The sequence below is a fragment of the Dactylosporangium maewongense genome, from assembly GCF_039531485.1.
GTDB lineage: Bacteria > Actinomycetota > Actinomycetes > Mycobacteriales > Micromonosporaceae > Dactylosporangium > Dactylosporangium maewongense.
On sequence record NZ_BAAAQD010000019.1, the window covers coordinates 130,855 to 155,481 of the forward strand.

The 24,627-nt window shown below is 72.2% G+C and carries 17 protein-coding genes; 3 read left to right on the plus strand and 14 right to left on the minus strand.

All coding sequences use genetic code 11. The features are described 5' to 3' along the window. Positions 1-386 precede the first annotated feature (386 nt). A complete protein-coding gene (locus tag ABD332_RS39275; protein ID WP_344508419.1) occupies positions 387-650 on the plus strand; it encodes a hypothetical protein in 264 nt (87 codons plus the stop codon). A 44-nt stretch (positions 651-694) separates the two neighbouring features. Here the strand turns inward: ABD332_RS39275 and ABD332_RS39280 are convergent, their stop codons facing one another. Then, on the minus strand, positions 695-1,540 hold the full coding sequence (locus ABD332_RS39280) for a PASTA domain-containing protein (protein ID WP_344508421.1): 846 nt from the start codon (positions 1,538-1,540) through the stop codon (positions 695-697). A gap of 151 nt (positions 1,541-1,691) precedes the next feature. Here ABD332_RS39280 and ABD332_RS39285 point away from each other — a divergent pair, with 151 nt between their 5' ends. Continuing rightward, a complete protein-coding gene (locus tag ABD332_RS39285) occupies positions 1,692-3,152 on the plus strand; it encodes a hypothetical protein (protein ID WP_344508423.1) in 1,461 nt (486 codons plus the stop codon). A gap of 194 nt (positions 3,153-3,346) precedes the next feature. Here ABD332_RS39285 and ABD332_RS39290 read toward each other — a convergent pair whose 3' ends face one another. Together ABD332_RS39290 and ABD332_RS39295 are read right to left on the minus strand one after the other, a co-directional pair. After that, complete coding sequence (locus ABD332_RS39290) at positions 3,347-4,822, minus strand: glutamate-cysteine ligase family protein (RefSeq protein ID WP_344508425.1); 1,476 nt, start codon at positions 4,820-4,822, stop codon at positions 3,347-3,349. A 191-nt stretch (positions 4,823-5,013) separates the two neighbouring features. Then, on the minus strand, positions 5,014-5,589 hold the full coding sequence (locus ABD332_RS39295; RefSeq protein WP_344508427.1) for a YceI family protein: 576 nt from the start codon (positions 5,587-5,589) through the stop codon (positions 5,014-5,016). Positions 5,590-5,685: 96 nt separating this feature from the next. On the opposite strand from ABD332_RS39295, the gene ABD332_RS39300 reads away from it, so the two are divergent. Further along, positions 5,686-6,192 (plus strand): MarR family winged helix-turn-helix transcriptional regulator, encoded by a 507-nt coding sequence (locus tag ABD332_RS39300; protein ID WP_425552362.1) that lies wholly within the window; start codon positions 5,686-5,688, stop codon positions 6,190-6,192. A gap of 353 nt (positions 6,193-6,545) precedes the next feature. Here the strand turns inward: ABD332_RS39300 and ABD332_RS39305 are convergent, their stop codons facing one another. The 11 genes from ABD332_RS39305 to ABD332_RS39355 form a co-directional block, all read right to left on the minus strand. Next, entirely contained in the window at positions 6,546-8,906 is a 2,361-nt protein-coding gene (locus ABD332_RS39305; RefSeq protein ID WP_344508429.1) for an ATP-binding protein, read from the minus strand. A gap of 71 nt (positions 8,907-8,977) precedes the next feature. Further along, complete coding sequence (locus tag ABD332_RS39310; RefSeq protein WP_344508431.1) at positions 8,978-11,137, minus strand: MMPL family transporter; 2,160 nt, start codon at positions 11,135-11,137, stop codon at positions 8,978-8,980. Positions 11,138-11,185: 48 nt separating this feature from the next. Continuing rightward, a complete protein-coding gene (locus ABD332_RS39315) occupies positions 11,186-12,343 on the minus strand; it encodes an acyl-CoA dehydrogenase family protein (protein WP_344508433.1) in 1,158 nt (385 codons plus the stop codon). A 12-nt stretch (positions 12,344-12,355) separates the two neighbouring features. Next, the gene (locus ABD332_RS39320; RefSeq protein WP_344508435.1) at positions 12,356-13,858 is read right to left on the minus strand and encodes an acyl-CoA carboxylase subunit beta; all 1,503 of its coding nucleotides are present in this window, start codon (positions 13,856-13,858) and stop codon (positions 12,356-12,358) included. 162 nt (positions 13,859-14,020) lie between these two features. After that, a complete protein-coding gene (locus ABD332_RS39325) occupies positions 14,021-15,625 on the minus strand; it encodes a chaplin family protein (protein ID WP_344508437.1) in 1,605 nt (534 codons plus the stop codon). Between the two features lie 247 nt (positions 15,626-15,872). Then, entirely contained in the window at positions 15,873-16,907 is a 1,035-nt protein-coding gene (locus tag ABD332_RS39330) for a hypothetical protein (protein WP_344508439.1), read from the minus strand. A 134-nt stretch (positions 16,908-17,041) separates the two neighbouring features. Continuing rightward, complete coding sequence (locus ABD332_RS39335) at positions 17,042-17,935, minus strand: hydroxymethylglutaryl-CoA lyase (RefSeq protein ID WP_344508440.1); 894 nt, start codon at positions 17,933-17,935, stop codon at positions 17,042-17,044. Further along, a complete protein-coding gene (locus tag ABD332_RS39340; protein WP_344508442.1) occupies positions 17,932-19,284 on the minus strand; it encodes an acetyl-CoA carboxylase biotin carboxylase subunit in 1,353 nt (450 codons plus the stop codon). The genes ABD332_RS39335 and ABD332_RS39340 overlap by 4 nt, the downstream gene beginning before the upstream one ends. A 67-nt stretch (positions 19,285-19,351) precedes the next feature. Then, a complete protein-coding gene (locus tag ABD332_RS39345) occupies positions 19,352-19,975 on the minus strand; it encodes a TetR/AcrR family transcriptional regulator (protein WP_344508443.1) in 624 nt (207 codons plus the stop codon). A gap of 52 nt (positions 19,976-20,027) precedes the next feature. After that, positions 20,028-22,859 (minus strand): tetratricopeptide repeat protein, encoded by a 2,832-nt coding sequence (locus tag ABD332_RS39350; RefSeq protein WP_344508445.1) that lies wholly within the window; start codon positions 22,857-22,859, stop codon positions 20,028-20,030. After that, positions 22,849-24,624 (minus strand): HSP90 family protein, encoded by a 1,776-nt coding sequence (locus tag ABD332_RS39355; RefSeq protein ID WP_344508447.1) that lies wholly within the window; start codon positions 24,622-24,624, stop codon positions 22,849-22,851. Before ABD332_RS39355 ends, ABD332_RS39350 begins: the two co-directional genes overlap by 11 nt. Positions 24,625-24,627 lie beyond the last annotated feature (3 nt).

The following is a 24,627-nucleotide window of genomic DNA, read 5'->3' on the forward strand; positions in this document are numbered from 1 at the left end:
GCGTCGGGCTGCCTCGTCGACTTGCCACGCTTGCACCTCCGCGCCGGCCCACGGAATTTCCGATACGTATAGATCAGCGCAACCTGACGAAGGTCCGCAACCCGGATCGGCACGACATTCTCGCCACCTCCCGGGTGTCCCGCCACTCGGGAGCGACGCTCTCATGCGTGAGATGGAAATTTCTCACTGCAAGTTGCATTGATCACCGACCTCGGGCAATCTGTGGGTGTGGCGGTGGTCACGGTCTGTTCATCTTCGCGTCAACGAGACTCAAGGACGACCGGGACACCACTGCGGACGCAGCGACAAACGATCGAGCCGATCGGCGGTTACGGGGGCCCGTGACCGATCTTCCCCCCTGCCGGCAGATGACGGGAGTCTTACCTGTGTTACCGAAGACTGGTGACGTGCTGCGTGTGACCAAGGCCGCGAGCGTGCAGTTCGTGCAGCCGATGCTGTTCCGGGTGATCCGGGTGCACGACTGGCAGACCTATGACGGGTGGGCGTGGCTGGACGGCTACCAGCTCAACGCCACCGGCGACGCCGTCGAGCGCCGATCCATCTTCGTGCAGCTCCAGGGCCTGCAGCCCGGCTTCGTCACCCGCACCGCCCGGACCGGCAGCCGGGTGCCCGTCTCCGCATCCGCATAGGGCCGACGTCGGTGCAGGAGCCGGCGATCGCGAAGCGCTGGCGCCTAACTGGGTACCGCTGACGGGGACCTGCTCGACGGTGCCTTCGTCGGCTCCGTCGCCACGAAGAGGGTGATGGTCTCGCCCGGTGCCACGATCTCGCCCGCGCCCGGATCCGTCCCCGCGACCTCGCCGGGCTGCACGGAGTCGTCGGCGCGACGGACGACCTTCACCTCGAGCCCGAGCTGCTGCAGCTTGATCGTCGCCTGGGCGAGGGTGTTGCCCGTCAGCGGCGGGATCGTGACGCTGGTCGGCGCGGCCGCGGTGGTCGCCGTGGGCGCCTCCGACGTCGGGGCGGCGGTCGTCGGCTGCGGTGTCGGCGACGGTACGACGCTGCTGCCGGCCACCGTCGGCACCGGCAGCTGGTCGGACGGTGCGTTGTCACCGTCCGCGGTGGCCTGATAGATGAGGTACAGGCCGAAGCTCAGCGCGCCGACGAGGACCAGCGCGACGACGCCGATGATCACCGGGGTGAACCAGGAGCGTCCCTGGTACGGATCCTCCTCCTCGATCCACTCCTCCGGCGCGGCGGCCGGGCGGAGCGACGGGTCACCCGGCTGGGGGACGTTGGCGCGGGCGGACCACCGCGGCGGCTCGTCGCTGCCGAGCGGACCGCCGATCCTGGTGGCGCCGCTGTCGTCGGGGCGCAGCGGCGACTTGCCGCCGCCGATCCTGGTCGCGTCCGAATCCGTGGGCCTGCTGCTCGGCGGGCCGATCCGGGTCGCGTCCGGGTCCTGGCCGCCCGGACCGATCCGGGTCGCGTCGGGGTCTTCCGCTCGTGGCGGCGTCGGTCCCCCGTCCGACGGCGGCAATCGATCGAACGGGGCGGTGGCGTCCGGCTCGTCTGACATAGGTTCCAGTTCACCACCTTGTCCGACATATCGCCTGCCAGTGGACAGGTTGCCCACCTCAGGCCCACCCTCCGCGACCGCCGTCTGCACGGCCTGACGTTCCGCTGACATCGACTCGCCCGGGTGGACGGCTGGGCGTACGCTGCGCGGCATGGCGGCACGAAGCTGGGCAACCTCAATATTCACCGCGATCGGTGTCGCGGCGGGCGCGGGTGCCGCGCAGCTCGGTCTTGGCTATGGCCTGGGCATCATCTCCTGGCAGCCGGCCGGCAACAGCGCGACCATCTGGGTCAGCAGCCTGGCCTGGGTGGCCTGGCTCGCGGCGTCCTCGACGGTCATCGGCGCCCTGTGCGCGGACCGGCTCAGCCCCGCCGACACCCCGATCGCGGGCAACGCCTCGACCCCCGGGGCACACGCACTGACCGCCGCCTGGCGGATCGTGATCGCGCTGTCCGCGGCGGTCGGCGCCCTCATCGTCGTGCCGCTGGTCGCCGTGCCGTCGCGCACGCCCCGCCCCGACAACGTCGCGCCCTACTTCACCGCCGGCGGCTATGCGATCGCCGGCATCATCGTCGGCCTGCTGATCGCGGTCGGCGCCCTGGCCGCCCGCGCGATCGCTTCCAACGTCATCGCCTCCTCGGCCTGGCTGTGGGTCCTCGCGGTCGTCGCGGTCGTCGACGTGGTCCGCGCCGACGGCAACCTCGCCACCGCCGCCCAGCTCGGCACCTGGCAGTTCACCGACGCCACCTGGATCCGCAACATGGTGAACCTGCCCGGGGCGCTCCTCATGCTCGCCATAGCGCTGGTCATCGGTGCCCTCGCCGCCTGGCCCGCCAGCCGCCGCGGCGACAACCGCGTCGGCGTCGCGGTCTCCGGCGCGGCCGGCCCGCTCCTGGTCGCCCTCGCCTACTTCCTGGCCGCTCCCGCCGTCGGCGAGCGCGACCCGCAGCTGTCGGCGTTCGTCATCGCCCCGTATGCGGTCCTCGCCGGCCTCGCGGGCTCCGTCATCGTCTCCGCCATCGGCCCCCGCGGCTCCCGCGCCCAGGCCCGCGCCGCCCGCCAGGCCGCCGCCGCGGAGCGCGAGGCCCGGGCCGCCTCCGACATCTCCGACTGGACCCAGGCCCTGGCCGACGCCGACGCCGCGGAGGCCCGCCGCCGCACCGAGCGGGGCGAGCCGCAGGACGCCGACGACCCCTGGACCGCCGCCCCTGACCGCACCCCCGAGCCGGTCACGATCGGCGCGGGCGGCAAATCCCCGGCCGCCGCTCCCAAGTCCCCGACGTCCACCGGCAAGGCCGCCGTCACCAAGGCCACGGCCACCAAGGCCGCCGACCTGGACTCGGCCAAGGACCTCGAGTCCGACGCCTACGCCCCGTCCCGCGCCTACGGCGGCGAGTCCTCGGGCCGCACCTACGCCTCCGAGTCCGCCAACCGCGCGTACGCCGAGGACACCGTCTCCGACGACACCGACCCCGCACCCAAGAAGCCGGCCCCGGCCCGCGGCTCCGTCGAGCCCCTGTGGCCCACCGACACCGCCCCGGCGACCCCGGAGCCGCCCAAACCCGCCCCGGGCCGCACCCGAGGCCGCGGCCGCGGCAAGTCCGCCGAGTAACCCCGCCGGTCCGGCCACGCCCACCACACGACCAGAGCAGCGGGAAGCTCAACACCCGAGGCGGTCCGCACACCGGACGATCGCCGTGCCTGGTCACGCATGATGCGGACGGCGCCAACCGTCCAACGACCCGAAAGGCAGGACGAGGCCGCTCCCCCAACGGCAGGGCGGAGAGGTGCGGATCGGCGGGTGGGTCAGATGGGCCAGGTGTGGACGGGTTCGTTGGCGTGCAGGCCGACGCTGTACCGCTGGAGCATGGCGCGGAGGGCGGCAGGGCGGTCGAGGTGGTGTCTGGACTGGAGATCGTTGACGGTCTCGGTCTGCCAGGCGGCGCCGTTGCGGCCGGTGCGGCAGCGGCCCTCGATGACGCCGAGCAGGCGGTCGCGGGTGGCCGGGCGGACGCCGAAGCGGTCCAGGCCCGCCGAGGCCAGCGGCAGCAGCTCGTCCAGGACCAGCTCGGCGACCTGCACCTCGCCGCGGTCGGGCCACCAGAGGCGGGCGTCGAGGCCCTCGCGGGCGGCGGTGTGGAAGTTCTCCTCGGCGGCGGAGAACGTCATCTGCGTCCAGATCGGACGGTCCTGCTGGACGAGCTCGCCGACCAGGCCGAAGTAGAACGCGGCGTTGGCGACCTGGTCGACGACGGTGGGGCCGGCGGGCAGGACGCGGTTCTCGACGCGCAGGTGCGGGCGGCCGTTCATGATGTCGTACACCGGCCGGTTCCAGCGGTAGATCGTGCCGTTGTGCAGGCGCAGCTCGCCCAGGTTGGGCACGCCGCCGGCCTCGATGACGGCGACGGGGTCCTCGTCGTCGGTGATGGGCAGCAGCGGCGGGAAGTAGCGGACGTTCTCCTCGAAGAGGTCGAAGATCGACGTGATCCAGCGCTCGCCGAACCAGACCCGCGGCCGGACGCCCTGGGCCTTCAACTCTTCCGGGCGGGTGTCGGTGGCCTGCTCGAACAGCGCGATGCGGGTCTCCGCCCACAGGCGCTTGCCGAAGAGGTACGGCGAGTTGGCCCCGACCGCGACCTGGATCCCGGCGATCGCCTGGGACGCGTTCCAGTGCATGGCGAAGTCTTCGGGGGCGACCTGCAGGTGAAACTGGACGCTGGTGCACGCGGACTCGGCGGCGATCGAGTCGGACTCCGCCTCGAGCCGCTCCTGCCCGCGGATGTCCAGGGCGATGTCCTCGCCGCGCGCGTTGATGATCTGCTCGTTGAGCAGCTGGTAGCGCGGGTTGTTGGACAGGTTGGCCAGCACCGTGTGCTCGGGGCGCAGCGTCGGGAGGATCCCGATGAGCACCAGCTGGGCGTCCGACTTGCGGGCGCGCTCGTCGGCGTGGACGAGGCTGGCGAGGACCTCCCGCTCGTACACGTCGAGGCCGTCGCCCTCGATGACCCTGGGCGCCACGTTGATCTCGAGGTTGAACTGCCCGAGCTCGGTCTGAAACGACGGGTCCGCCAGGTCGGCGAGCACCTCGGCGTTGCGCATCGCGGGCTGCGCCTCGGGATCGATGAGGTTGAGCTCGATCTCGAGCCCCGTCATCGGCCGGTCTGAATCGAACCGGAAGTCGTTGAGCATCAGCGCGAAGACGTCTAGACATCGGCGGACTTTATACCGATATCGGGCACGATCCTCCCGTGTGAACGCACCCCGTATGACGTCTTGCCCCATTCCGTTCCCCAACTCCCCGGCCGACCCCGTGGACCCTCCACGTTAGGAGTGGTCTGGATGTACCGCTAGGGACAAAACGGGCGCAACCTCAGCCTACGGTGATCGAAACCTTGCGGAGGGTGGGATATTTCGCCCACCCTCTGCAGCATGGTCAAACTCCGGCTTAAGGAGCAAAGAGCCGTAATTCAGGCTCAGCCCTGGCGCACGCCCTCGGCACCGATCTCAATCTTGACCTTCTTGCCGACGAGGACGCCGCCGGTCTCCAGCGCCTGGTTCCAGGTGATGCCGAAGTCCTCGCGGTCGATCTCGGTGGTCGCGCTGAACCCGATGACCTCCTGGCCCCACGGGCTCTTCGCGTGGCCCTCGAACTCGACGTCGAGCTCGACCTGGCGCGTGACGTCGCGGATCGTCAGGTCGCCGACCAGCTTGAACTCACCGCCGGAGAAGCCGGTCACGCGGGTGCTCTTGAAGGTCAGCGCCGGCCACTTCTCGACGTCGAGGAAGTCGGCGCTGCGAAGGTGACCGTCCCGGTCGGCCACGCCGGTGTCGATGCTGGCGGCGTCGATCTCGACCTCGACGTGCGACTCCAGCGGGTCCTCGGCGATGACGATGGTGCCCGTCGCCTTGGTGAAGCCGCCGCGGACCTTGCTCACCATGAGGTGCTTGGCGACGAAGCTGACCCGCGTGTGCGCCGGGTCGATGTCGAACTTGCCCGGCGTCGGGATCGTGACGCCGTTGTACTCGCGGGTGCCGACCGGTGCGGTCATGATGCCCTCCAGATGAGCTGTGGTGGAGAAGTTTGCTGAAGCAAATATACTCACGGCAGAGTCTCGTTTGTCAAGCTCTTCTGATAGACTGCCACTGTGACCGACGAGATGCTTGAAGATCCGCGAATCACCGCCATGGGCCTGTTCGTCGAGGCCTTCACCGGTGTGACCGCGCGTCTCAACGTCCAGCTGGCCGAGCACGGCCTCGGCAACGTCGACTTCGAGGTGCTGGTCAGGCTCGCCCGGTCGCCGGGCGGCGAGCTTCGGATGACCGACCTCGCGGCGCAGACCGGCCTGTCGACCAGCGGCGTGACCCGGGTCGTCGACCGCCTGGAGCGCGACGGCCTGGCGACCCGCCGCGCCTGCCCGACCGACCGGCGCGGCTCGTTCACCGTCGTGACGCCCGCCGGCGTGGCCAAGATGCACGAGGTCCTGCCGGACCACCTCGCGCTGATCGACGAGTGGTTCACCGGCCGGCTGTCGCCTGAGCACCTGAAGACGCTGCTCAGCGGTCTCCGCACGATCCGTGACGCCGTCCGCCCCGGCGCCACCTCCGGCGTCGCGGACCCGAGCCGCACGACCGAAACACACCGCGCCGCGTAAAAACCGCCCGGCACGACCGAGGCACACCGCGCCGCGTAAAAACCGCCCGGCACGACCGAGGCACACCGCGCCGCGTAGAAGCCGCCCGGCGCGACGAAGCACACCGCGCCGCGTGAACCGGCACGGCGAGACACCAGCCGGGCGACCGGACACCGCGCCGCGTGAACGGAAGAAAGCGACCGGCAGGATCACCGGCAGCTTCCGCCGCCCCGAGGTCGTGAAACCCCCGCAAAGCCGCATTCCGGGCCATCGACTTCGTTAGTGTCCGCCCGGGGAAGAAACACCCCAGGGGGACCGGCACGGACGAAGCAGGTGGGAAGGCAACACGCGCCCGGGGGGTCTTCGTCCGTGCCCTACTGCTCGGGCGACTCCAGCAGCGCCCGCTCCCGCGGCAGCAGCGCCAGCCCGCCCCGCGCGCGGATCCCGGCCAGCTCGCCCAGCACCCGCTCCCGGTCGTCCGGCGCGGCGCAGGCGGCCAGTGCGACGAGCGCCTCCAGCACATCGCGGATGTCATCGCGACCGGCGAGCAGGTTCGCCGCGGATTCGAACGCGACCGCCGCCGCCGGCCGGTCTCCCCGCGCCAGCGCGAGATAGCCCCCGATCATCGCCGTGAACCCGGCGCTCCCGGGCAGCTCGGCCAGCTCGACGAGGACGTCCGCCGCCTCCTGCGGGCGCCCCGACTCGGCGAGCGCCTGCCCGAGCGTGCCGAGCGCCCGGACGTGGTGGGTGGGGTCGCCGACCTCCGCGGACGCGAACGCCGCCCGGCGGGCCAGGTCGACGGCCTCGTCGAAGCGGCGGTCCAGGCGCGCGACCTCCGCCAGGTTGGCCTGGGTGAGGGCCTGGACGCGGGCGTCACCGGCCTCGGCGGCGCGCCGCCCGGCGCCGGCCAGCCGGCGGGCCGCGGTGGCCAGGTCACCGGTACGGATGTCGTGCCACGCCAGGTTGTTCTGCGAGACGGCGATCTCGCGGATCCGGCCGGTCCGGATCGCCAGCCCGAGCATCGCCTCGGCGTGCCGGCGGGACTCGTCGGCGCCGCCGACCGCCTGCCAGACCCCGGAGAGGACCCCGCGGGCGGCGAACTCCCCCGCCGCGTCCCCGTGCGCGACGAGCACCTCGAGCGCCGCCTCGGTCGGCCAGAGCTCGGCGAAGCCCCGCCCGTGCGCCATCGCGAGCATCCCCGCCGCGACCTGCGCGGTCGCCCGGATCAGCGGGTCGCAGCCGGCAGTGCGCGGGTCGTCGAGCAGCCGCCGCAGCAGCCTGTGCGCCTCGACGTCCCGGCCCCGCAATCGGCACCAGCGCGGGATCGCCCCGGCGAGGCGCAGCGCGATCACGGGTTCGCGGACGGCGGCGTACCGCAGCGCCGTCCGGATGTCGCTGTTGAGGTAGTCCAGGCGCGACACGGCGGCGCCGCTGGCCGGCCCGACGAGGTCGGCCGCCAGCCGGACGGCGAGCCGGGTGATGACCTCGGCGTGCCGGATGCGCAGGGCGCGCAGCTCGAGGTGCTCGACGCAGCGCTCGGTGGCGAAGTCGCGGACCACGTCGAGGAGGCGGAAGCGCAGGTCGCCGGGGCCGCGGACGCTGACGAGGCCGAGCCCGACGAGCCGGTCGAGCACCGCCTCGGCGTTGAACCCGAGCAGCGCCTCGGCCAGCTCCAGCGACCACCGTCCCCGAAACATCGCCAGCCGGCGCAGCGCGGCCTGCTCCGGCTCGTCCAGCAGGTGGTAGCTCGCGGCGACGGCGTCGCGGAGCCGCTGCCCGGCGGGGTCGGTGGCGGCGAGGTCGAGGACGCGATTGCCGTAGCGGGACAGCAACTCCGGCAGCTCGAGGACCCGCCCGCGGGCGGCGGCGAGCTCGATCGCGAGCGGCAGCCCGTCGAGGCGCCGGACCAGCTCGGCGACCGCCGGGATCTCCGCGTCGGGCACCGGCTCGCGCCGCACCTGCCGGAGCCGGTCGAGGAACAGCGCGACCGCCGGCACGCGACGCGCGTCGGCCGCGGAGCCCGGCGCGGACGGCGGCAGCTCCAGCGGCTCGACCTGCCAGTCGACGGCGCCGGGGACCGCGCCAGCGAGCGGGCGCCGGCTGGTCGCGAGGATCTTCACCGACGGCACCCGGGCCCGCAGCCAGCCGATCGCCTTGACCGCGCTGCGGTGCGAGCGGTCGATCCCGTCGAGGACCAGCAGCGCCGGCCGGTCGGGCAGCTCCTCGGCGCGGGCGACCCCGAAGACGGCGGCGACCGCGGCGAACACGTCGGTCGGCTGGGACACGTCGGTGATCGTCACGGAGACCGCGGTGCCGCTGGTCGCGTGCGCGACGGCGTGGGCGAGCCCGGTCTTGCCGACGCCCGCGAGGCCGACGAGCGCGACCAGGTCGGCGTGCGCCAGCAGGTCGAGCAGCTCGGCAACGTCGGCGTCGCGGCCGATCAGCGCCGGCGCGGTCGGCAGCGGCAGGGTCGCCGGGGCGGCGGTGACGGTGCCGGTGAGGAAGTCCTCACGGTCGGTGCCGACGAGGTCGAGGGCGTCGGCGAGCAGCGCGAGGGTGCCCCGCTGTGGCCGCGCGACCCTGCCCCGCTCCAGCTCACGCAGCGTGCGCACGCCGAGGCCGGCCCGTGTGGCCAGCTCGTCCTGGGTCAGTCCCCGGGCCAGGCGGCGGGTCCGCAACGCGGCGGCGAACCCTGCCCCGGCGCCCCGCGGATCATGATCCGCAACTGGAGACATGTTGTGGAAGGGTACTTATCGGAGCCGTCTGGAAGTAGCCAGGCGTCGGAACTACGACGGTTATCGATGCGTTACCTGTCGGTGGCGCGGTTGTTGCCAAGGGCGGGCACCTCGACGGTCTCATCCTCCGCGACCGGCTTTCCGGCCGCCGCCGGCTTGCGCCTGCCCAGCTGCTTGAGGAAGCTCGGCGCCCACCAGTTCCAGCTGTCGAGCATCGTCATGAGCGCCGGCAGCAGCAGCCCCCGCACCACCGTGACGTCGATGACCACGGCGACCGTCATGCCGACGCCGATCTCCTTCACCGCGACCAGCCCGCCGACCGCGAAGCCGAGGAACACGATGACGATGCAGATCGCGGCCGCCGTGACGACCGGGCCGGACTTCGTGATGCCGCGCAGGACCGCCCGGTTGGTGTCGGGGCGCCGGTCGTACTCCTCCTTGATCCGCGCCAGGAGGAAGACCTCGTAGTCCATCGACAGGCCGAAGATGAACACGAACAGCAGCACCGGCGTCGTCAGGTCGATGCCGCCCCAGGAATCGAAGAAGAGCGGGATCTGCCCCCAGCCCCACTGGAACACCACGACCAGGACGCCGAGCGTGGCGATCAGGGTCAGCAGGTTCATCAGGACGGCCTTGAGCGGGATGACGACCGAGCCGGTGAGCATGAACAGCACCGCGACGGTCACGATCAGCACGATGAGCGCCGCGATCGGCAGCCGGCGGGCGAGGGAGTCCTGGTAGTCGACGACCTCGGCGCTCGGGCCGGTGACCCACTTCGGGAACGGCGTGGGCATGGCCCGCACCTTGCGCACCAGGTCGAGGCCCTCCTGCCCGCCGACCTCGCCCTTCGGGGTCAGGTCGAGGACCGTCCAGCCCTTGGGCACGTCGGGGCGCACCTCCTGGCGGAACACCTGGCCGGAGAGGTCCTTGCTGACCTGGTTCATGAACATGCGGACGTCGGCGCGCTCGGGACCGGCCTCCAGCAGCACGACCACGTCTTCCGGGTGCTCGTCGTTGAACTTCTTCTGCAGCGCGTCGTACGCCTGCCGCGCCTCGTTGCTGTGCGGCAGTGCCCGCGCGTCGGAGTTGGCGAAGTTCGCCCCGAGCAGCGGCGCCGCCAGCACCAGCAGGCCCACGGTCACGCCGACCGCGACCGCCGACGGCGACTGCTGCGCCTTGGTGGCCAGCTTCGCGAGCAGGTCGGTCTTGAAGGTGAACCGGCCCTCGCCGGCCGCCGGGATCCTGTCCTTCGCGAGCGAGAGCAGCGCCGGCACCAGCGTCAGCGCCGCGACCGTCGCCAGCACGACGACGGCGGCCCCGCCGAGCGCGACCGCGGCGAGCAGCGGCTCGGCGAACACAGTCAGCCCCGCGAGGGTCGCCGCGACCGCGACGCCAGAGATCGCGACCGCCCGGCCGGACCGCGCGACCGCCTCGACGAGCGCCTCGGCCGGCTCGTGCGTGAGCCGCTCCTCCCGGAACCGGGCGACGATGAGCAGCGAGTAGTCGACGGCGAGCCCGATCCCGAGCAGCGTCACGACGTTCAGGGAGTATTCGCTCACCTTCGTCGCGAAGCTGAGCACCAACAGCAGCAGCAGCGACCCCGTGACCCCGACGACCGCGACCGCGAGCGGCAGCCCGGCGGCGACCACCCCGCCGAAGATCAGCACCAGCACGACGAGCAGCGCGACCAGCGCGATGCTCTCCCCGATCGCGAGGTCCCGCACCGACTGCTCGCCGAACGCCCGCTCCGCGATCTTCGTCCCGCCGACCGTCACCTTCGGCGCCTCGATCAGCTTCAGGCGCGCCTTGACCTTGTCCTCGAGCTTCTCGCGGGCGGCCTCACCGAGCTTCGGGTCGAGCTCGACCCGCACCGTCGAGCTCATGTTGTCGGCGCCGATCTGCCCGCCGGGGCCGTTGTAGAGGTCGTTGACCTCCTTCACCCCGGCCATCGCCTTGATCTCCTGGCTGGCCTTGGTGACGCTCGCGTTGAGCCCCGGGTCGTAGACGTCCTTGCCCTCGATGACGGCGATGACCATCGACCCTTCGGGCGCCAGCTCGTCGATGCGCTGCTGCGCGATCGCCGACTCGCTGTCGGCCCGGTTGGTGGTCGTGGTGGCGAGCCGGTCGAACAGCGCGCCACCGAAGACGGCACCGGCCACGGTCACAGCCAGCCACACCCCGATGACAGGCCACCGGTAGCGGTCCATGAGCGTGCCCAGTTTCGCGAACATCGCAGTATGCAAGCACGGCAGTGGAGCGCGGCGAAATCCTCCGTCTTGTTAGAGACCCAACGACCGCGAGATGATCATCCGCTGTACCTCCGACGTGCCCTCACCGATCTCCAGGATTTTCGCGTCGCGCCACATGCGGGCCACCGGCGTCTCGTTCATGAAGCCGTAGCCGCCGTGCACCTGGGTCGCCTCGCGGGCGTTGGTGACCGCGGCGTCGCTGGCCTGCAGCTTCGCGATGGCGGCCTGGCGCTTGAACTCCCGGCCGTTCACCAGCCGGGACGCCGCGTCGTAGTAGGCCAGCCGGGCGGTGTGCGCGCGGGCCTCCATGTCGGCGAGCTTGAACTGGATCGCCTGGTACTCACCGATCGCCTTGCCGAACGCCCGGCGCTGCTTGGCGTAGGCCACCGACTCGTCGACGCAGCCCTGGGCGAGCCCGACGCCGAGCGCCGCGAACGCGACCCGCCCCTCGTCGAGGATCTGCAGGAACTGCGCATACCCGCGGCCACGCTGCCCGAGCAGGTTGGCGGCCGGCACCCGGCAGTCGGAGAAGCTCAGCTCGTGCGTGTCGGAGGCGCACCAGCCGACCTTGGAGTAGCCGGGCTGGACCGTGAAGCCGGGCGTGCCGCTCGGCACGATGATCGAGGAGAGCTCCTTGGAGCCGTCCGGGTTGACCCCGGTGACGGCCGTGACGGTGACCAGGGCGGTGATGTCGGTGCCGGAGTTGGTGATGAAGGCCTTGGAGCCGTTGATCACCCATTCGCCGGTGGCCTCGTCCAGCACCGCGCGGGTCTGGGTGCCGCCCGCGTCGGAGCCGGCGCCCGGCTCGGTGAGGCCGAAGGCGGCCAGCGCCTCGCCGGTGACGAGCCGCGGCAGCCACTGGGCCCGCTGCTCGTCGGTGCCGAAGCGGTAGATCGGCATGGCACCGAGGGAGATGCCGGCCTCCAGGGTGACCGCGACGGAGGAGTCGACGCGCGCCAGCTCCTCCAGGGCGACGCAGAGGGCGAAGTAGTCGCCGCCCATGCCGCCGTGCTGCTCCGGGAAGGGCAGGCCGAAGAGGCCCATCTTGCCCATCTGGCGCACGATGTCGTACGGGAACGCGTGCCGCTCGTAGTAGTCGCCGATGACCGGTGCCACGACGTCGTTGGCGAACTCGCGAACGCTCTGACGGAGGGCCTCGAGCTCCTCGCCGAGGGTGAAGTCGACCATGACGGGTACCTCTCAGACGGGCGTGACGCCGTGACGGCGGCGCGAGAATTGACGGTCTTTCCCGGTGGCGGCGGCGAACCGGCGGGCCACCTCGTCGCGCAGCGCGCCCGGCTCGACGACCGTGTCGACGACCAGCTCGCTGGCCAGGCGCATGATGTCGATGTCGCGCTCGTACTCGGCCCGGGCCGAGGCGACGAACGCGGCGCGCGCCTCGTCGTCGGGCAGCGCGGCGATCTTGTTGGCGTAGACCGCGTTGACGGCGGCCTCCGCCCCCATCACGGCGATCTTGGCGGTGGGCAGGGCGATGGTGGCGTCGGGCTCGAACCCCGGGCCGGCCATGGCGTAGAGGCCGGCGCCATACGCCTTGCGGACCACGACGCAGAGCTTGGGCACGGTCGCCTCGGAGATCGCGGTGATCATCTTGGCGCCGTGCCGGATGATGCCCTGCTTCTCCACGGCCGAGCCGACCATGAAGCCGGGCACGTCGGCGAGGAAGAGCAGCGGCACGTTGAACGCGTCGCAGAGCTGCACGAACCGGGTCGCCTTGTCGGCGGAGTCGACGAAGAGCACGCCGCCCTTGAACAGCGAGTTGTTGGCGACGACGCCGACGGGCCGGCCGTCGATGCGGGCGAAGCCGACGGTGAGCTCCCGCGCCCACAGCGCCTGGATCTCGAAGAACGAGCCCTCGTCGACGAGACCGCGCACGAACTTGCGCATGTCGAAGGCCTGCCGCTCGCTGGCGGGGATCTCCGGCAGGCCGGTGGCGGCAGCCGCCGCGGCGACCGGCGCCGGCTGCGTCCAGTTGGACGGCAGGTAGGACAGGTAGCGCCGGACCGTCTCGATCGCCTCGGCCTCGGTCTTGCACAGGAAGTGCCCGACGCCGGACTCCGCGCAGTGCACCCGCGCGCCGCCCATCGCCTCGAGGGTGGTCTTCTCGCCGGTGACCATCTCGACCATCCGGTCGGATCCCAGGTACATCGACGCGTTGCCCTCGACCATCGCGACGACGTCGCAGAAGGCGGGGATGTAGGCGCCGCCGGCGGCCGACGGGCCGAACAGGGCGCAGGCCTGCGGGATGCTGCCGCTGGCGCGGACCTGCGTGTGGAAGATGCGCCCGGCGCCCCGCCGGCCGGGGAAGAGCTCGACCTGGTCGGTGATGCGGGCGCCGGCGGAGTCCACCAGGTACACCATGGGGACGCCGGTGTCGTAGGCCTTCTCGATGATCCGGATGATCTTCTCGACGGTGCGGGCGCCCCAGGAGCCGGCCTTGACCGTGGAGTCGTTGGCCATCAGGCAGACCGGGCGGCCGTCGACGGTCGCGGTGCCGGTGATGACGCCATCGGCCGGCAGGCCTTCGGCCAGCACGTTGGCGAACATCCCGTCCTCGACGAAGGTTCCTTCGTCGACGAGCAGGGCAATCCGCTCACGGGCGAAGAGCTTGCCCCGGGCAGCGTTGGCCGCGTGGTACTTCTCGGCACCGCCGGCCTCGACACGCTTCCGAAGCTCCTCCAACATGGCGCGACCTCCGCGTCAGCAACCTGAACGATCGTTATGTCTAACGATCGTTCAGGTTAGCCGAAGCGGAGGTCAAGTACCAATGGCTCGTCGGGCACGGGTCGGTGTGCACCCGGCGGGACCCGGGTCCCCCTGCGGATCAGAGGGACCCCGGTACCGGTGTCAGCAGGAGTACGCGACCGCGCCGCCCTGGCTGGACGCCTGCGAGAAGCCGAACAGGCTGATCGCGTTGCCGCTGATGTTGACCGGCACCTGCAGCGTGGTGTCGAACTGGTTGCCGTTCAGCAGACCGGCGTTGTAGCCCGTGGTCCAGTCGCTGCACGAGTTCTTGACGGCGGTCGCGCCGCCACCGTTGCTCCAGCCGCCGCCGTTGCCGCGCCCGTGGTGCCCGTGGCCACGGCCGTGACCCCGGTCGTCGTCGCCGTTGCCGGCGCCGTTGCCGTAGCCACCGTTGCCGTTGCCGTTGCCGTAACCGCCGTTGTTCTGGCCGTTGCCGTAACCGCCGTTGTTGTTGCCGTTGCCGCCACCGTTGCCGTAGCCGCCGTCGTTCGCGGTGCCGGTGCCGGCGCCGTTGCCACGGCTGTGCTCGCTGGCGACCTTCTTGGTCTTCGCCTTGCCGTGCGACGCGGAGGCGCCGTGCGAGCTCATGTTGCTGGCGTTGCCCGCGGCGTTGCCGTACGCGCCGGGGTTGCCGTTGCTGCCACCGTTGCCGTAGCCGCCGTCGTTGTCGGCGTCGTCGTCACCGTAGCCGCCGTTGCCGCCACCGTTGCCGTTGTCGTCGTCCCAGTCGCCGTTGTCGCCGCCGTGACCGTGGCCGTGGCCGTGCCCGTGGCCGTTGCCACCGCCGTTGCCGCCGCCCCAGCCGTCGCCGTCGACGGCGACCGCGCCGCCGCCGCAGGAGGCGCTGGAGAAGCCGAGCACCGCGATCGCGTTGCCGCAGACGTTGATCGGCGCCTGGACCGTGGTGTCGAACTGGTTGCCGTTGAGCAGGCCCGCGTTGTAGCCCGTGGTCCAGTCCTCGGTGGTCGCGCTCTCGGTGGAGGCGCTCTCACCCTTGACCGCCCAGGCACCGCCGGCGCTCTGCGCGCTGGAGAAGCCGAACAGGCTGATCGCGTTGCCGCTCAGGTTGACCGGCAGCTGCAGCGTGGTGTCGAACTGGTTGCCGTTGAGCAGACCGGCGTTGTAGCCCGAGGTCCAGTCCTCGGTGCGGTTGCCGGTGCTCTCGGTGTAGTCGTCGGCGTCGGCGGCGTAGCCACCGTTGTTGTTCCCGGTGTAGCCACCGTTGCCGCCACCGTTGCCGCCGCCGTGCCCGTGACCCCGGCCGTGGCCGTGCCCGTGACCCCGACCGTTGTCGGAGGCCATGCCGCCCTTGACGGCGTACGCGCCGCCCTGGCTGGACGCGCTCGAGAAGCCCAGGACGCTGACGGCGTTGCCGCTGACGTTGACCGGCACCTGGAGGGTGGTGTCGAGCTGGTTGCCGTTGGCGACGCCCGCGTTGTAGCCGGTCGTCCAGTCCTCGGTGGTGGCGCTCTCGGTGTCGACCGCCGCGGCGCCGCCACCGCAGGACGCGTCGGCGAAGCCGAGCACCGCGATCGAGTTGCCGCAGACGTTGACCGGCAGCTGGAGGGTGGTGTCGAACTGATTGCCGTTCAGCAGGCCGGCGTTGTAGCCAGTCGTCCAGTCGGCGTGCGCGGCCCCGCCCGAGATGAGCAGGAAGCCCGCGGAAAGCACGCCCACGTTGAGCGACTTACGAACCCACGTCTTCATGGTGAAAGTGAGACCCTTCGGTAGGTGTTTCTGTTCAGTGCTGCTTGCGTGGGCGCGGATCGGAGCCGCGAAACCTGCGTGCGGGCAGGCTCTGCCCGGCTCCGCCCTGTCGACGTGCGCCCGGATGGTGCGTGTTCGGTGTTGCGAGATGCCGCGATGTGGTCGATGCGGATCGATGCTGGCCCCAGGGGACCCTGGCTGGCTCCGGCTCGGCCCGCTTCGCTTCGCGTCGGCTGGCCGGCCGGCCTCAGTCGGGTGAGACTGTCGGCTTCTCGGCTGCGAGCAGCCGCAGCTCGGCGTCTTCGACCGCATCCAGCCTGAAGGTGACGACCTTCGTGCCGGCCGGAGCGGCGGGCAGCGTGGCGGCGGCGCCACCGTCGTGGTTGAGGCCCGAGCCGGTGCCCGGAACTCCCGAGGTGATGCCGGCCGCCGGCGCCGGAACGGGCGCCGGGCGGGGCAGCAGCGGCACGTGGCGCGTGCCCTGCGCTTCGGTCCGGTCCGCGACCGGCTTCTCGTGCGTGGCGTCGCCGGCGTCGAGCCGGTCGAGCTGACCCATGGCACGGGAGACGACGACGCGTGTCGAGTCGACGCCGGCACGGGAGGTGCCGGTCGCCGCGGCTACGACGTCGCCGGGTGACCCGACGCCGACCGGCTCGGCCTGGACGGCCGGCTCCTGCGTCTGCGTCTTGCGGGCGATCGTGATGCCGGCTTTTGCCGGCCTCTTGGTTCGTGAGTTCGTGGCGCTCGACGCGTTCACCGTCGTCAAGCGGGGCATCTTGGTGGACGCCGAAGTGGCGGCTTTGCCGGCCGCCTTGTCCGTGACCCCGTCGGTCGTGGCCAGGACCGTGCCCGTCACCGGTCGCAGGACGGTCAGCACCGTCCCGGTGAGCAGGTCACCCCTCGACTCGCGCGGCGACACCCCGGAAGGCGCGCCGGAGGACACCCTGGAAGGCACACCGGTGGACCCGATGTGACCGAAGGTGTGGCCACTGGAAGAGGCGTGACCATCAGCGCCGTGACGGCTGCCGCCGGCGCCGAGGTCGAGCAGGTCGAGTCCTGTCCCGCCGCCCCCGGTGACCAGGTTGGTCACCGGCGCGATCAGGGAGGTCCCGGACGCGAAACCGTCCGAGCCCGACGACTCCGAGGCGTGCGCCGCCGACGCCGACAGCAGCCAGGCCACGCCGGCGAAACCGGCGACGACCAGACCCTTGACGGCGAAACGGGCAGCAGACCGGGCACAGGGGGCCGTGCGCGGGTTGCGCTCGCTCCTTGACCGGGCCATGGCTGCCTCTCAGTACGGGCTCGGTGCCGGGCGGGTCGCCCGACATCTGACTGTTTCCGTACTGAGCAACGAATCGCCCCGGCCGGGGACACGCCACTATCCCGGCGAATCGGGCACAAGTGGGACAGCAGGCGTCAGAAAGGGATTCGCGGACCGGCCTTGAGCACGCCCGATGGCAGCTCCCGCCCGACGATCTCCTGCGCCATCGCCGCCGCCTCGATCATCGCCTTGAGGTCGATGCCGGTGTCGTGGCCCATGTCGTGCAGCAGGTGCACGACCTCCTCGGTGGCGACGTTGCCGGTGGCTCCCGGCGCATACGGGCAGCCGCCGAGCCCGCCGACGCTCGCGTCGAACTCGGTGATGCCCAGCTGCATCGCGGTGAGGATGTTCGCGAGGGCGGCGCCGCGGGTGTTGTGGAAGTGCAGCAGCAGCGGCAGGTCGGGGTGGCGGTCGCGGACGAGGCCGACGACGTCCTGCACGCGGCGGGGGGTGGCCATGCCGGTCGTGTCGCCGAACGCGACACGGTCCGCGCCGTCGGCGACCACCCGGTCGACGATGCCGGCCACCCGCGCCGGGTCGATGTCGCCCTCGAACGGGCAGCCGAAGCTGGTGGAGATGATCACCTCGGCGGTGGCGCCGGCGCCGTGCAGCAGCGCGATCAGCGCGGCGATGTCGTCGAGCGACTCGCCCGTCGACCGGTTCACGTTGCGCTGGTTGTGCGTCTCGGACGCCGACACGACGACCTCGATCTCGCCGAAGCCGGCCTTGAGCGCTCGCTCGGCGCCCCGCGAGTTGGGCACCAGCGCCGAGTAGTGCACCGCGGGGTTCTTGACCGCGGCGGCCCACACCTCGTCGGCGTCGGCCATCTGCGGGATCGCCCTTGGGTGGACGAACGACACCGCCTCGATCCGGCCGACACCGGTCGCGGAGAGCGCGTCGAGCAGCCGTACCTTGGCGGCGGCGGGAACGGGGTCCTCGTTCTGCAGACCGTCGCGGGGTCCGACCTCACGGATGGAAATGAAGCTCACCGCGCACCTCCTGGGCGCATCCGGCTCACGATGCCGGTGTCGTAGTCGCCGGAGAGGAACTCGGCGTTGTCGAGCAGCTCGGCGAAGAACGGCAGGTTGACCTTCGGCCCCACGACCTCGAATCCGGCGACCGCGGCGCGCAGCTTCGCCAGCGCGTCGGCCCGGTCGGTGCCGTGCACGACGAGCTTCGCCATCAGCGAGTCGTAGTTGGGCGTGACGACGTTGCCCGGCCCATACCCGGCGTCGACGCGCACCCCGTCGCCGGTCGGCTCGACCCAGGTCGTGATCGCGCCGGGGCCGGGCAGGAAGCGCTTCGGGTCCTCGGCGTTGACCCGGACCTCGACGGCGTGGCCGGTGACGCGCAGCGCGGCGGGGTCGAAGGTCGGCGCTAGGCCGGACGCGACCCGCAGCTGCTCCTCGACCAGGTCGATGCCGAACACGGCCTCGGTGACCGGGTGCTCGACCTGCAGGCGCGTGTTCATCTCCAGGAAGAAGAACTGCCCGGAGGTCGGGTCGAACAGGCACTCGACGGTGCCGGCGTTGCGGTAGCCGACCGCCTCGCCCGCCCGGACGGCGGCGGCGAGCAGGTCGGCGCGCTGCCGCGGGTCGAGGGCCGGCGACGGGGTCTCCTCGACGAGCTTCTGGTTGCGCCGCTGCACCGAGCACTCGCGCTCGCCGAGGGCGACGACCCGGCCGTCGGCGAGGCCGAGGATCTGCACCTCGACGTGGCGGACGCGGGGGAAGTAGCGTTCGATCAGCACCGAGCCGTCGCCGAACATCCGCTCGGCGAAGCCGCGGACCTTCTCGTACTCCACGACCAGGGCGGCCTCGTCGGCGGCGACCGCCATGCCCATACCACCGCCACCCGCGGCGGCCTTCACCATCACGGGGAAGCCGATCGAGGCCGCGGCGGCGACGGCGTCCTCGACGGTGGTGGCGGGGTCGGTGCTGCCCGGCGCGACCGGCACGCCGGCGGCGGCCATGAGGTTCCTGGCGTTGATCTTGTCGCCCATCGCGGCGATCGCCTCCGGCCCGGGACCGACCCAGATCAGGCCGTGCTCGGTGACGGTGGCGGCGAAGGCCGCGTTCTCCGACAGGAAGCCGTAGCCGGGGTGGATCGCCTCCACGCCGGTCGACTTCGCCGCGGCCAGGATCGCTTCGGTGTTGCGGTACGACTGGGCCGGGTTGGCCGGGCCGATCAGCACCGCCTCGTCGGCCTCACTGACGAAGGGCAGCCCGGCGTCGGCCTCGGAGTGCACGGCGACGGTGTGGATCCGCAGCCTGCGCGCGGTACGGATGATCCGGCGAGCGATCTCTCCGCGGTTGGCGACGAGCAGCGAACTCAGCATGCGAACCGCTCCTGTGGATAACTCTGTGGGTTAACACGTGACTGGCCTGTGGATAACCCTCGGAGGGTCACCCTTGCAGCGCGGAGAGTGTCGCGGCGCGCAACAGCTCGGCGCGGCGGGTCCGGTCGACCTCGCCGCCGAGGAACGGCGTGGAGTTCATCAGACCGAAGGCGGCGTGGGCGAGGACGCGGGCCTCCCCGGCGTTGAGCTCGCCGCGCAGCGCGGTGAGCGTGCTGACCCACTCCTCGACATAGAGCCGCTGCAGGCGCCGGATCTGCCGGCGGGGCTCCTCGGGCAGCCGGTCGAGCTCGTGCAGGTGCAGCGCGATGACCGCCGGGTTGGCGAGGGCGAACTCGACGTGGAAGTCGACCAGCGTGGCGAGCGCGGCGGCCGGGTCGTCGGACGAGTCGGCGATGCGCTTCTGCCCACCGTCGAGCAGCTGCTCGCTGACCGGGATGAGCGCGGCCGCCAGCATCGCCTCCTTGCCGGCGAAGTGGTGGTAGAGGGCCGGGCCGGTCACGCCGGCCGCCGCGCCGATGTCGTCCATCGACACGCCGTGATAACCGCGGGTCGCGAAGAGCCCGACGGCGATCTCGAGGATCTCCTCCCGCCGTGAGCGGCGGCGTTGTCCGGCAGGCCCGGCACCGCGGGTCTGTGCAGGTGGGCGCACGGACGATTGCTCCAGCGTCATGGGGAAAGCCTAACCTTGTGTCAAGACAACTGCTGAACGGTCGTTAAGTTTGTCACTGCCCGAGGTGGAGCTGACGGATCTCGGCGGCCTCCTCCGAGCGATCCATCGCCTCGAGCGCCTCGGCCAGCATCCAGGCCGCGTTCTGCCCCGCCTGCGAGCCCGCGGGCGCGGCACCGAGCACCGAGCGCAGCAGCGGCTCGGCCGGTGCCGGATCGCCGGAGCGCAGCAGCAGCTCGGCGTGCAGCAGGTCGGCCTCGATGGCCTCGCCGAGCGCGCCGATGCCGCGCAGCACGTCCGCGGCGCCGCGGACCCGGGCCAGGGCCTCGTCGCCCTGGCCGGCGCCGAGCAGCACCCGCGCCGCGTCGCAGTCGAGCATCGCCCGCTGCCAGACCAGCCACGGCTCGGACGGCCCGACCGTCTGGCTCAACGACGCGGCCAGCGCGTCGGCCTCGGCGAGCGCGGCCAGCGACTCCTCGACGCTACCGGCCCAGCGCAGCGCGAGGGCCCGCATCCGGCGGTTGTACAGCTCGGCCTGGACCACCCCGGCGGCCCCGAACGCGGCCGCGGCCGCGCCGAACCGCTCGGCGGCCTGCGCGTCGCGGTCGGCCCGGTAGAGCAGCTGGGCCGCCTCCTGCAGCATCCGGCCGCGGGACTGCAGGTTGTCGAACCCGTCGAGGTTGCCGGCGAGCGTCTCCAGCAGCGCGAGCGCCTGGTCGGGCTCGTCGAGCTCCCGGTAGATCCGCGACAGCAGGTAGCGGGTGCGGTCCGCATACTCCTGGGCGCCGATCCGGTCGAGCACGTCGATCGAGCTCTCCGCCGCCTCGGCCGCGTCGAGCGGCTGCCCGGCCTGGTCATAGGCGTTGGCCAGGTCGAAGCGCAGGATCGCGGCGGGCCCGTCCTCGCCGTGCGCGACGTGGTCGGCGATCGCCTCGACGAGGTCGTCGACGGCCTCGGCCGGGTGGCCGCCGGCGAGCCTGGCCCGCCCCCGGCCGACCAGCGCCGACAGCCGCGGGTCGCGCTCGACCGCGGCGGCGAGCGCGGCGTCGAACGCCTCCACCGCGGCGTCGAACTGCTCGAGGTTGGCCAGCGCGTGCCCCTGGATCAGCGCCGCGAGCGCCACCGGCGGCGGGTCGCCGAGCCGGCCATACTGCTCGCGGCAGTCGGCGGCGGCCGCCACCGCCTCCTCGAAGCGCTCCAGCACCAGCAGGCACCGGGCCCGCCGCCCGGCCAGCTCGGCCCGCAGCGCCGGGCGGGCCGGCTCCTCGGCGACCGCGGCCTCGACCGCGGCGAGGGCGTCGTCGAGCCGGTCGAGCGCCAGCAGCGGATACTCGAGCCGCAGCCGCGCCTCGGCCCGGGTGTCGGCGTCGCCGATCGCGACGATCCGCTCGGTGACCTCGGTCAGCCGGGCCAGGACCTCCTCCTGCCGGTCCTCGGCGTCGGGGGCGAGCAGCGCGCGGGCCTCGGCGATCAGCGCGGACCGCTCGTCGCCGAGCCGCCGGTGACCGGCGGCGGCCTCCAGGAACGCGGCCTCGGCCACCTCCGGCTCCTCGTCGACGCTCGCGATCCGGCCACGGCCCTCCACCCGCCGGACCGCCAGCGCAGGCGCCGGGTCGTCGAAGAGCTCGTCGAAGCGCTGCCACGCGGCCCGCGCCTCGGTGAAGCGGTACTCCTCGAACAGCTCCTCCGCCCGGTCGAGCAGCTCCGCCGGGTCGGTCGGCAGCGGGCGCGGCGCGCTGGTTGCGGCGGGCGCGGCGGCGGTCCGCAGCGTGCGGGCCACGGCGCTGAGCGGCAGGTGGTCCACGAGCGGCTCGGCGTGCAGCCGGGCCTCGATGAGCCGGCCGATGTTGGCCGTGCCGTTGCGGGCGTCGAAGCGCGCCGCCAGGGCCCGCGCCCGGGCCGCGAGCCGCTCGGCGAGCACCGGCGCCGGCAGCCCCTCGGCACCCCCCGGCGCCGCCCTCTCCGCCGCCGGCACCCCGGTGATCACGACCGTGGCGTCGAGGCGGCTGAGCAGCAGCGCCGCCGCGGCGGAGAACCACATGTCGGCCTGCGGGTGCGGGGACTTGTCGAGCCAGGTCAGGTGCCGCTCGACGATCTCCAGGCCGCGGGTCTCGTTGCCGGTCCGCGCGCAGAACACCACGTGCTCGCCGATGCGCTGCAGGTCGGCGAGGTTGCCCCGCAGACTGCGGTAGGCGCGGCGGTGCGCGTCGGCGGCCTCCGTGAGCCGGCCGGTGCGCAGATACGGCACCAGCAGCGACGTCAGGATCGACTGGGGCTGCTCGGCGCAGGTGAGGTGGCCGGCGAGCACCGGCTGGGCGAGCGCCACCGCCGCCTCGTCGTCGCCGGCCGACACCAGGTGATACACCTTCGACGTCGGGTCGCAGCCGACGCAGTCGGAGTTGTCGTCGCGGGGCGTCGCGCACCACTGCTCATACCACTCGTCGGCGGCCGGGTCGCCGATGTGCGCGGCCACGGCGTGCCGGTAGGAGTAGACGGCCTGCAGGCTGTGCCCACCGGCGCGGAAGCGGCGCTCCATGTCGTCGAGCACGTCGTGCGTGCGGCCGAGCGGCACCTCGGGGAACTTCAGCAGGCCCGACACCATGTACTTGAACTGCCACAGCAGCAGGCTCTCGGCGTGCCGGTCGAAGCGCTCCGGGTGCGCGTCATACTCCGCGCGGCACCACGAGAACGTCACGAACGACTTCGCGGTCTCCCCGCCGTGCACATACGCCGTCGTGGCCTGCATCCGCGCCGCGAAGCGCAGCTCGTCGAAGCCGCCGGCGTCGGCGTGCTGCACGATCTGCTCGACCAGCGCGATCTGGCCACTGCCATACGGCATGTGGTCGGCCTCGCGCAGCAGGGTCCAGAGCTCGTCTTCAGTCTTCATGCGCGACCGCCTTGTTGAGCAGGCCCAGGAATGAGCTGTTGAGCAGCGCGGCGTCCGCCGGCCGCAGCGGATGGTGTCCGAGCAGCAGCGCCTGACCGTACAGGCCTTCGACGGCGAGGCGCACCAGGTCCTCGTCGGCGAGCTCGCTGATCCGCCGGACCAGCGGGTTTCGATGGTTCAGCACCAACTGGGGCCGGTCCTCGTCGTCGGTGCGGGCGAGGGCGTCCAGCACGTCGGCCCACACCTCGTCGACCCGCTCCCGGGTGGCCCGCAGCTCGGCGGCGAACGCGGCCGACCGGTTCACCAGATACATGGCCGGCATGCCCGCCGGGTCGAACGCGCGCAGGACCACCTCGCAGCCGAGCCGGTCCATGGCGCGCTGCGCGCGGGCCACGAACGGCCGCCGGGCCAGCTCCAGCCCCGGCTCCAGCACGTCGAAGTGCGTGGTCAGGTCGCTGGGCTCGACCCGCTCGATCAGCGCGCCCGGCTCGATCAGCGGCAGCCGCTCGATGAGCTGCGCGTCATACACGTAGCCGGCGTTGACCACCGGCATGCCCTGCGCCGCCGCGACCGCGCCGATCTGGCGGAACTCGTCGACCTGCACCGTGTATCGCACGAGGCCGTGCTGGGCGCGGAAGTCGGCGAGCGTCATCCGGCCCGTGTTGGTCTCCATCGGCCACCAGCGCTCGACCAGGCGCAGCATCTCGTCGTCGTGCACGGCGAGCGCCTTGACGCCGAGGTGGTGGATCTCCAGAAACTCCGCCAGCCGCCGCGGGTCGCGGGTGGCGAGCCGGACCAGCCAGCCGCGCAGCTGGTCGCCGAGCGTCTCGCGGGTCGACTCGAGCAGCTGGTCCTCATACAGCGCCTCGCGGCTCGCGGTCGGGCGCAGCTCGCCGGCGTCGAAGACGCACCGCGCGAAGAACGCCCACTCGGGCAGGACGCCCTCGGCGCCCTCGGCGAGCAGCATCCGCTTGAGATAGACGCGGTGGCCGGCGCGGGCCGCCGGGTTGGCCGGGGTGGGCAGCACGAACGCGACCCCGGTCAGCCCCGCCTCGGCCACGGACAGGTCCACCACGTCGAACGGGGTGAACCCGAAGACCTCCCGGCAGTGCGCGACGAGCCGCTCCCGCCGGTTGTCGCCGCCCGCCCGCCACGGCAGGCCGTCGCCGGTGACCTGGACGTCGCCGACCTCGACGGTCACCGGCAGCAGCGAGCCATAGAGGGTGGCGAGCTCGGTCACGGTCCGCCGCAGCAGCCACTGGTCGGCGTCGCGCCGGGGCACCAGCGTCACGGTCGTGCCGACGTGCAGCCGGTCCTCGCCGGCGGGCGCGACGCTGTAGCGGCCGTCGGCGAAGCCGCGCCACAGCACCGTCGGGCTGCCTTCCGCCCTGGTCAGGACCCGGATCTCGTCGGCGACGAGGAAGCAGGAGAGCAGGCCGATGCCGAACTGGCCGAGGAAGTCGTGCCGGGCGAAGCCGAAGTCGTCGCGCTTGGAGCTGCGCCCGATCGTGGCCAGGAACTGGTGGACCTGCTCCTCGGTCAGGCCGATCCCCGTGTCGGACACGCGCAAGGTGCCGTCGCCGGTGACGTCGGGCGGGTCGATGCGCACCCGTGCCGGCGCCGCCGGGTCGAGCGCGCGCCGCGCGGTGATCGCGTCGACGGCATTCTGGAGCAGCTCGCGCACATAAACCCGCGGGCTCGCATAGAGATGGTGGCTGAGCAGGTCCACGACCCCGCGCAGGTCCACCTGGAACGTCCGATCCACGCG

What these genes read in the sequence shown, in the direction of transcription:
- ABD332_RS39350 (WP_344508445.1), bottom strand. Translation starts at nt 22,859, where the DNA reads ATGAAGACTGAAGACGAGCTCTGGACCCTGCTGCGCGAGGCCGACCAC.
- ABD332_RS39280 (WP_344508421.1), bottom strand. Translation starts at nt 1,540, where the DNA reads ATGTCAGACGAGCCGGACGCCACCGCCCCGTTCGATCGATTGCCGCCG.
- ABD332_RS39320 (WP_344508435.1), bottom strand. Translation starts at nt 13,858, where the DNA reads ATGTTGGAGGAGCTTCGGAAGCGTGTCGAGGCCGGCGGTGCCGAGAAG.
- ABD332_RS39295 (WP_344508427.1), bottom strand. Translation starts at nt 5,589, where the DNA reads ATGACCGCACCGGTCGGCACCCGCGAGTACAACGGCGTCACGATCCCG.
- ABD332_RS39340 (WP_344508442.1), bottom strand. Translation starts at nt 19,284, where the DNA reads ATGCTGAGTTCGCTGCTCGTCGCCAACCGCGGAGAGATCGCTCGCCGG.
- ABD332_RS39310 (WP_344508431.1), bottom strand. Translation starts at nt 11,137, where the DNA reads ATGTTCGCGAAACTGGGCACGCTCATGGACCGCTACCGGTGGCCTGTC.
- ABD332_RS39315 (WP_344508433.1), bottom strand. Translation starts at nt 12,343, where the DNA reads ATGGTCGACTTCACCCTCGGCGAGGAGCTCGAGGCCCTCCGTCAGAGC.
- ABD332_RS39345 (WP_344508443.1), bottom strand. Translation starts at nt 19,975, where the DNA reads ATGACGCTGGAGCAATCGTCCGTGCGCCCACCTGCACAGACCCGCGGT.
- ABD332_RS39285 (WP_344508423.1), top strand. Translation starts at nt 1,692, where the DNA reads ATGGCGGCACGAAGCTGGGCAACCTCAATATTCACCGCGATCGGTGTC.
- ABD332_RS39305 (WP_344508429.1), bottom strand. Translation starts at nt 8,906, where the DNA reads ATGTCTCCAGTTGCGGATCATGATCCGCGGGGCGCCGGGGCAGGGTTC.
- ABD332_RS39325 (WP_344508437.1), bottom strand. Translation starts at nt 15,625, where the DNA reads ATGAAGACGTGGGTTCGTAAGTCGCTCAACGTGGGCGTGCTTTCCGCG.
- ABD332_RS39330 (WP_344508439.1), bottom strand. Translation starts at nt 16,907, where the DNA reads ATGGCCCGGTCAAGGAGCGAGCGCAACCCGCGCACGGCCCCCTGTGCC.
- ABD332_RS39290 (WP_344508425.1), bottom strand. Translation starts at nt 4,822, where the DNA reads ATGGGGCAAGACGTCATACGGGGTGCGTTCACACGGGAGGATCGTGCC.